The sequence below is a fragment of the Pseudoalteromonas sp. Z1A6 genome (assembly GCF_011378745.1).
GTDB lineage: Bacteria > Pseudomonadota > Gammaproteobacteria > Enterobacterales > Alteromonadaceae > Pseudoalteromonas > Pseudoalteromonas arctica.
Map to the genome: position 1 here is coordinate 1 of NZ_WTKW01000209.1, position 7,546 is coordinate 7,546.

The window sequence follows — 7,546 nt, forward strand, 5'->3', positions numbered from 1 at the left end:
CCTTGGTTACACTTTAAAGGTGAGCCTGAGCGTATTGAAAAACTAACATGGAAATACAAAGCAAAGCGTTTAGCGCTACAACTGTTTATGGGAATACCTTAAGCGCATTATAAAAGTCGCTTTATAACTTAAAGGAAGTCTGAGCTATACATAGTTTGAGTTTACTAAAGGAGTATATGTTTAATTATAAGTACTTAGGCGGCTCGCAGTCTAAAAAATAATCTTCAATCAATTCTACGAAGAATGTTAAACGGTTTGTGTATTTTAGTTAATTGACAATATGACATCTTATATTTATTACTTCTAATACTTTAAGATCAGCTTATCTCGCTTAAAGCTAATATATAAATACTTAGTCATTTCTATTATTGTTATTTTTAATATCGCCAGTAAATCAACTAAATCTATTTAGGCATAACTCTAAGAATAGCGATTTAAAATATGTCACAAGTTGGCTTTTGTTGTTAGGCTAAAAATACAAATATAAGAGGGATTTTTATGATCAAGGCAAGATCGGCTAGCGTGACTTTAACGCTTATTCTATTTTTATTAATACCAATGCAAGGATGTGCAGATATGTTTGGCTTTTTTAACAAACAAGACGTTACGTTGTCGTTGCCTGTAAAAGGCAGGCTATTAAATAATGGTGAGCCTCAACAAGGTGTTAAAGTAACAAGAGAACTCATTTATGGCGACACTTATATTGATGAAGCAATAAGTGATAGTGCTGGCTACTTCTATTTTAATAACAAAAAAATACGCAGTTCAAAGCCTTCAAACATGTTTTTTAATAGCTCTTTGCTACAGAGTATTTATATTGAAAACAAAAAAGATGAAGATTCAATCTTATGGTACACCACTATACAGTTCACCGAAGAGCAAGTACTGCTGTCTGATATATTAAATAACTTTGAATGCGAACTTACTGAAGAGCCAATAACATACGATATACCGATAAAAAACACGGGTCAATTTTATACAGTTTATACACGTTGTAAGTTATAGAAATTAGTGAAAAGTTTTATAAAGCCACTAATGTTTATCTATTAGTGGCTTTAATATAACGATTAACGTTTTAACTGTGCTTCATTTTGGTTTAGTAAACGAATTATAGGGTTTTGCTCTAATATTTTACTTTTCAAAATATAACCAATAATTAGTCCAGCTATAAAGCCACCAATATGCGCACCATAATCAATGCCATCGGGGCCTGTTACTGCACCAAAAATGTTAAATCCTAACCAAATAGCGAAGAACCATACCGCAGAAAGTTTCTTCTGATAAATTATAAACATAAAAGTAAGGCTTGCGTGTCTGAACCACATTAAATACATGCCAAATAAACCGGCTATAGCGCCACTTGCACCCACGCCTGGAATTGTAGACATTGGGCTTACAATGTAGCTTGCAAACGATGCGAGTAGTCCACAGGCTAAATACCATAACAAAAAGCGTTTATGGCCTAACACGTCTTCTAAGTTATCGCCAACGATGTATAAAAAGTACATATTGCCAACTAAATGCATTATTGAACCATGTAAAAATACGCAAGTTAATACAGTCCATAGCTCATTACCTTTGCTTAAATCTGCAGGTGTCATGGCAAAGTTATCAATAACATAGCTGAATGAGCTCGGGTTTAAAAAATAAAGTGCAAAAATCAATGTATTTAAAACAATAAGACCGCGAGTTACCCAAGGAGTCTTTTGTGGCTTAATATTATATTCAACAGGCATTTGCGTTAAAAATTGAAACAAGTAGGTTTTCCAACTCACTTTTTGATTTAGCTCGCCTAAACTCACCTTTATTTCAGGGCTTTTTTCAACACTTTCAAGTTCGTCTTTATCAATCCAGGTGCCATCGCAGTGTCTACAAACATCAATTTCGGTATGAAAAGCTTCCAGTAAGTGAAAACGTTCTAAACTTTTTTTACAATCAGGGCAGTCAAGCTCAGAAACGCCTAATGGCTCACCAAAGTGAGTTTCAAATTTATCACCTTCTGGGCCGTCATTTATCTCGGAAATCATGCGATTTACTTCATTTTTTTCGAACCATAAGCCACCACATTCACGGCAAATATCTATTTCTTCACCCTGATAATTGGTTACTTCTAGTGGATGATCTTTACAATGTGGACAGCTTTTAGTTGGCATTTGTAAGTTCCTTTAACGAACCAACAGAAATATCATTCTGCTGTAATTCCATTTTTAATTGTTTAGCGCTATTTTTTAATGCAGGGAGTGTTTGAGTTTTAATTAAATTAGTAATCTCTTTTAATTCTTCAGCTGCTTGTCTAGCGGAAATCCTTTTATTAGCTACAGCGTCTATTAAAAATTTAGCTCTTGAGTAAAATCGACGTATTTGCGTTAGTAATTCACTTGGGGTTTCGAGCGTAGTTGGTGAGTACTGCATCGTTTGCCAAATGTACTTTTCGAGTGTTGGTTTAAAATACTCAATTTCTTTTATTGATGGGCTTTTTGCAAGTAAATTAGCATACTCTTCCATACTGTTTGCATTATCAGCAACTTCGTCAAATAAGGATGTACGTAAATAGTAGTTATCTTCCATTTTACTAAATGAATCAAACTTAAGCGCTTGTTCTAAACCGCTTTGAGCCGCTAAAAAAACACCAAATACAGTAGAAATAACCATAAAAAATTGATTTAACCAAAAACCAGTACTTTTTAGTTCTTTGTGATCGGCCGTTTTAAGGGCTTGCGAAAATTTTTGAGTAACTACAGGTGGCTTTGTGTTGCTTTCAGGGGTGTGATTAGTTGGTTCCAACAGTTTGTTCCTTGAATATTTGCTTCCTTTTAAGGCGCACAAGAATACTTAAAAATTAACCAGTTAGCAATGCTCCTATCTACATTGAATATACTTTTTACATATATTAAAAAAACCATTCGAGTATAGCCCTTCCCTTAAATTTTAAATTGTTTTTTAATCATCTAGCGATCCAACTAAACAAGAAACTTCATAGCTCTATATTTAGACCTTGTTGGCTAACTCCTAATGGGGAATGCTTATTTTGTTATACATAAAAGACCTGAACTTTTTACACAAGTATAAGCTCAGAATTTAAAAGTACAGCTCCGCTCTCTTTATCGCCTAAGTGGTCATCTTTATTATAAATTGGGCAGCTTTTGAGCGATAAGCACCCACAACCAATACACCCATCAACGCGGTCGCGTAAACGCTGCATATGCGCAATGCGCTCATCAAGTTGCGATTGCCAATGTTTTGAAAGTGCTGACCAATCTTGTTTTGTTGGTGTGCGGTTGTCGGGTAGGGTGGCTAAGGTGTTTTTAATTTCATCGAGCGTTATTCCCATCGCTTGAGCTGCTTTTATTACAGCTACACGGCGCAATACATCAGGTTTATAGCGTCGCTGATTACCATTATTTCGCCAGCTCTTAATTAAAAACTTAGTTTCGTAAAAGTGAAGAGTAGATACTTTTACACCACTTCTTTTTGCTACATAGCCAACGGTTAGGTTAGCTTCGGTTAATTTTTTTTGTCCTACTGGCATAATTTTAATCCTTCAGTTGACCTCAATATAACTTGAGGTTTTAAGCTTCTACCACATTAAAAAAGGAGCTAACTAAATGCAACAAAAACTTGAGCGTAATACTGTTATTATTTATTCAAGTGCACGAAAAAACGGCAATACCACAGCCCATGTTAATAGCTTTGCCGAGCAAAATAATGTGCGCGTAATTTGTCTGGATGATTATAAAATTGCGCCGTATTGTTATGACAAAAACTATAAAAATGATGACTTTTACGCGCTATTTGAAGTACTTTTAAAGTACGACCATTGGGTGTTCGCGTCTCCTGTTTACTGGTATAACACTACGGTACAAATGAAGTCATTTATAGATAGGATCACAGATTACATGGATGACGAAACCTTGAAGCCGAAGTTACGGGCTTTACGTAATAAAGATTTTTCGTTGTTATCAAACGCATCATCGCTTGAAGCGCCTGATATTTTTGTAGAAATGTTTAAACGAACATTTAGCTATTTAGGTATGCAGTTTATTAACCACCATCATAAAAACACTCAATCGGCAGCATGATAAGCTGCCCTTTTTTCTTTGCTTCTGTTAGTTTTATAAATAGGTTAACTTATTTAAAACACAGGATTGTTTATGAAATACCTATTATTACTTTTACTTATAAGCCCATTTTCGCAAGCGGGTGAAAACCTTATTAAAGACTTTGGTTACTTTTATAGTGTCCCGGAGCATGTTCAGATAAGTGACTCTACGGTATTTAAAATAGCCTTTGATGTTGGTGATGGCGCTAAAAAAGGTGAGCAGAACAATTCAATGAACTCACTTGCACGTTTTATTAATATGCATATAGCACACGGTGTAAAGCCAGATAACATTCAATTAGCGTTAGTGGTACATGGTAGTGCTAGCGTTGATGTATTGGCTAATAGTGAATATAAAGAACGTTTTAAAGCAGATAACAAAAATCAAAGTTTAATAAAGCAATTGTTGGCCAATAACACCGTGGTTTATGTATGTGGGCAATCGGCTACGCATTATAAAGTAGCACCAGAACAACTAATTGAAGGTGTGCAAATGTCACTTTCGGCGATGACAGCACATGCCCAGCTGCAACAGCAGGGTTATACACTCAATCCATTTTAATAATTAACATGACAAAAAATATTCTCTGCTTTGGTGATTCTAATACGTGGGGTTTAAACCCTGTAACGGGAAAACGCTTTGATGAAAATACCCGTTGGACATCGTTATTAAATAAAAACTTAGGGTGTGGCTTTAACGTAATAGAGGCAGGGCAGCCTAACCGCACGTTAGTGCATAATCCACCGTTTGATGGCGTGCTTAATGGTGTTAGTTATCTAAAGCCTTATTTGGATAAGCATGAGCTCGACTTTATTATTATTGCCCTTGGTACAAACGATCTTAAAAAACGTTTTAATTTAACACCTAGTTTAATAGCAGATGGGTTAAATGATTTAATTAACTCAATACATATTTATTATCAGCAAGGTAGTACTTTAAAATCTCCTAAAATTATTATTGCTAGCCCACCTAAAATAAGAATCACCGAGCAGTATTCGCGTATTTACGAAGGTGCAGATATAAAAGCAACAGAGCTCTCTAGTGCATTCAAAAGCGTTGGGGCTACTCATAAATGTACTTTTATTGATTTTAATACATTTATTAATGTAACAGCCGGTGATGGGATTCACTTTGAAAGTAATCAGCATTTAACGGTAAGCGCTAAAATCACTCAGCTTATTCAAAATTCGTTCAATAATTCTTAAATCGATCTGTTTGAATTTAATGCGACTTATGCAATCATCTAATAAAGTAGTGATATAAATTAACAACTTCGAGATGCTATGAAAAAGTACCAACAAAAATCTATTATAGCCGTTTTAACCGGAGGGTTAGTTTTTGTAATTGGCTGTTTTATTTTGCTCAATTTTGCAGCGCAGCAGTTAACAGCACAAACAAAGTCTGATGCTGAATATATTCTCGGTCATGTAGAAGGTGCAATTGCAGAGAGGCGTCGAATTCTTACCCCATTAAATAAGCTTGCGTTTAAGCAGTGTGACAACACAACCCTTCTTGAGATGCGCCGCGCTTTATTTGATGCAAAATATGTAATTGATATAGGCTTTTTTAAAGGTAACCAGCTAGTTTGCACTACGGGTGCAGGCTTATTAAGTAAACCAATTAACGACAAACAGCCTGACTTTATTCGAGATGATGAACAGGTGAGGGTTCGTTTTGAGCCAGAGCTTTATCTATTATTATTTAGTGAGCGCCCTATGGAGGTAATTATAGTCAGACAAGGGGATTATAATTTAATTATGCAGAGCACGCCCTTTACCAACATCGGAATTACTGCGCCAGATTGGGAAGTTATTTATAAAACACCAAATGCTTTGCATCATTTAGCAGGTAAAGAGGGGCTGTACCAGCAGGTAAAAAACAGCGTTTTTTTTCCTTACGAAACTAACTCAGTTTGCAGTTTTACAAGTAGTCAATATTGTGTAGTAGTGCACTTGCCTTGGAGTCTGTTTTTTTCTAATAATCACTTATTATTAATAATTTCGTTAATTTTAACCTGTTTAGCGGGCATATCGAGTGCGTTAATAGTTGATGCGAGGATTGCTGCACGCCGCTCTACCAATCAACGTATTCGTAAAGGGCTCAAAAAGGGATCATTTTATTGGACTTACCAGCCCATTATTTGTTTGCAAAGTGGCAAGCTGATTGGTTGCGAGGTACTTGCACGTTTTGAAGATAAGTACGGTGCTTTATTTCCAGATGAGTTTATTCCGGTTATTAGAAAAAATAATTTAACTTGGACTTTTACTGAGGCAATGATTGCTACCACAATAAAAGAGTTAACCTCTATAGAGTTATTGCCAGAAGGCTTTAAAGTGTCGCTTAATATATTTCCGTGTGATGTAGAGCTGGGTAATGTGTCGTTACTGCCGCAAATTACAGAGCTTACCAACTCACGCTTTATTATTTGTTTAGAGATAACTGAAGACGAATACCTTGATACAAGCATTGCGCATGCTCATTTTAGAACCTTAGTTGAATCGGGATTTAACTTATCATTAGATGACTTTGGTACGGGTTATTCGAATTTAAGAAACTTACAAAATTTGAGCTTTCATCAACTTAAAATTGATCGTACGTTTGTTCAAGATATAGCAACTGAGGGCTTAAAAGCCTCTATGATCCCAAATATTATGGAACTTGTGCATAAGTTTAATTATACCTGTGTGGCAGAAGGGATTGAAACCACTGAGCAAGAAGCTATTTTAAAAATGGCGGGTGTGCATTATGGACAGGGTTGGAAGTATGGTAAGCCCATGACGGCGTCTAAATTTAAAAATTATATAACTAATCAGCATTTTTAGATCTCAGCTGCCATACTAAACGTATCATTATGAAATTTATAAATATTAGGTTTATTATGATCAAATTAACATTAAGTGCTTTTGCATTTTTACTACTTAGTGCATGTACAACACAGTATCCAAACCAGCAATTAACAGGTAAACAGTTCCCAAGCATTAGCGGCGAAAGTTTAGAGCAAAGCATGGTGACTATACCCAGCGATTTTAAAGCAGATAAAACACTGCTGCTCATTGGGTACAAGCAAGATAGTCAGTTTGATATAGACCGTTGGTTAATTGGTTTAGATATGGCGGGCGTAACGCTCCCTACATACGAACTACCAACCATTGCCGGCATGGCACCACGTATGTTTAGCACATTTATAGACAGCGGTATGCGCAAAGGCATCCCTAAAGAATTATGGGGTGGGGTAATCACTATTTATAAAGATGGTGAAACAGTTCAAAAGTTTACAGGTAATCAAAGCCCAAATAACTCACGTGTAGTACTCATAAATAGCAGCGGCGAAATTTTATATTTTTATGATCGAGGTTTTTCGGTTGATGCGCTAAATAAACTAAAAGCGAGTATAGAATAATTGATCCTAAAGTTAGTTTAGGCTAATGCATATTTAAGGCTTTATA

General features: G+C 35.6%; 9 protein-coding genes. 6 read left to right on the plus strand and 3 right to left on the minus strand.

The genetic code is table 11. The features are described 5' to 3' along the window. Window positions 1-498 precede the first annotated feature (498 nt). On the plus strand, window positions 499-1,005 hold the full coding sequence (locus GQR46_RS13265) for a transthyretin-like family protein (protein ID WP_231609722.1): 507 nt from the start codon (window positions 499-501) through the stop codon (window positions 1,003-1,005). Between the two features lie 62 nt (window positions 1,006-1,067). On the opposite strand, the gene GQR46_RS13270 is transcribed toward GQR46_RS13265, so the two are convergent. The 3 genes from GQR46_RS13270 to soxR form a co-directional block, all read right to left on the minus strand. Then, a complete protein-coding gene (locus tag GQR46_RS13270; RefSeq protein WP_165741195.1) occupies window positions 1,068-2,153 on the minus strand; it encodes a rhomboid family intramembrane serine protease in 1,086 nt (361 codons plus the stop codon). Then, window positions 2,143-2,784 carry a hypothetical protein gene (locus GQR46_RS13275; protein ID WP_165741196.1) on the minus strand — a complete coding sequence of 214 codons (642 nt, stop codon included), beginning with the start codon at window positions 2,782-2,784 and terminating at the stop codon, window positions 2,143-2,145. The genes GQR46_RS13270 and GQR46_RS13275 overlap by 11 nt, the downstream gene beginning before the upstream one ends. A 271-nt stretch (window positions 2,785-3,055) precedes the next feature. Beyond that, window positions 3,056-3,529, minus strand: a complete 474-nt coding sequence (gene soxR, locus GQR46_RS13280) for a redox-sensitive transcriptional activator SoxR (protein WP_165741197.1) — start codon at window positions 3,527-3,529, stop codon at window positions 3,056-3,058. A 76-nt stretch (window positions 3,530-3,605) separates the two neighbouring features. On the opposite strand from soxR, the gene GQR46_RS13285 reads away from it, so the two are divergent. The 5 genes from GQR46_RS13285 to GQR46_RS13305 all read left to right on the plus strand — a co-directional run bounded on the left by GQR46_RS13285 (window position 3,606) and on the right by GQR46_RS13305 (window position 7,500). Beyond that, complete coding sequence (locus GQR46_RS13285) at window positions 3,606-4,079, plus strand: flavodoxin family protein (RefSeq protein ID WP_165741198.1); 474 nt, start codon at window positions 3,606-3,608, stop codon at window positions 4,077-4,079. A 72-nt stretch (window positions 4,080-4,151) separates the two neighbouring features. Next, window positions 4,152-4,661: a DsrE family protein gene (locus GQR46_RS13290; RefSeq protein ID WP_165729401.1), complete on the plus strand. Its 510-nt coding sequence runs from the start codon at window positions 4,152-4,154 to the stop codon at window positions 4,659-4,661. Window positions 4,662-4,669: 8 nt separating this feature from the next. Continuing rightward, complete coding sequence (locus tag GQR46_RS13295) at window positions 4,670-5,305, plus strand: SGNH/GDSL hydrolase family protein (RefSeq protein ID WP_165741199.1); 636 nt, start codon at window positions 4,670-4,672, stop codon at window positions 5,303-5,305. A 78-nt stretch (window positions 5,306-5,383) separates the two neighbouring features. Then, entirely contained in the window at window positions 5,384-6,922 is a 1,539-nt protein-coding gene (locus GQR46_RS13300; RefSeq protein WP_165741200.1) for an EAL domain-containing protein, read from the plus strand. A gap of 56 nt (window positions 6,923-6,978) precedes the next feature. Continuing rightward, a complete protein-coding gene (locus GQR46_RS13305; protein WP_165741201.1) occupies window positions 6,979-7,500 on the plus strand; it encodes a hypothetical protein in 522 nt (173 codons plus the stop codon). Window positions 7,501-7,546: the final 46 nt, after the last annotated feature.

Coding starts and splice junctions, on each gene's coding strand:
- GQR46_RS13265 (WP_231609722.1), top strand. CDS start 499: ATGATCAAGGCAAGATCGGCTAGCGTGACTTTAACGCTTATTCTATTT.
- GQR46_RS13270 (WP_165741195.1), bottom strand. CDS start 2,153: ATGCCAACTAAAAGCTGTCCACATTGTAAAGATCATCCACTAGAAGTA.
- soxR (WP_165741197.1), bottom strand. CDS start 3,529: ATGCCAGTAGGACAAAAAAAATTAACCGAAGCTAACCTAACCGTTGGC.
- GQR46_RS13285 (WP_165741198.1), top strand. CDS start 3,606: ATGCAACAAAAACTTGAGCGTAATACTGTTATTATTTATTCAAGTGCA.
- GQR46_RS13290 (WP_165729401.1), top strand. CDS start 4,152: ATGAAATACCTATTATTACTTTTACTTATAAGCCCATTTTCGCAAGCG.
- GQR46_RS13295 (WP_165741199.1), top strand. CDS start 4,670: ATGACAAAAAATATTCTCTGCTTTGGTGATTCTAATACGTGGGGTTTA.
- GQR46_RS13300 (WP_165741200.1), top strand. CDS start 5,384: ATGAAAAAGTACCAACAAAAATCTATTATAGCCGTTTTAACCGGAGGG.
- GQR46_RS13305 (WP_165741201.1), top strand. CDS start 6,979: ATGATCAAATTAACATTAAGTGCTTTTGCATTTTTACTACTTAGTGCA.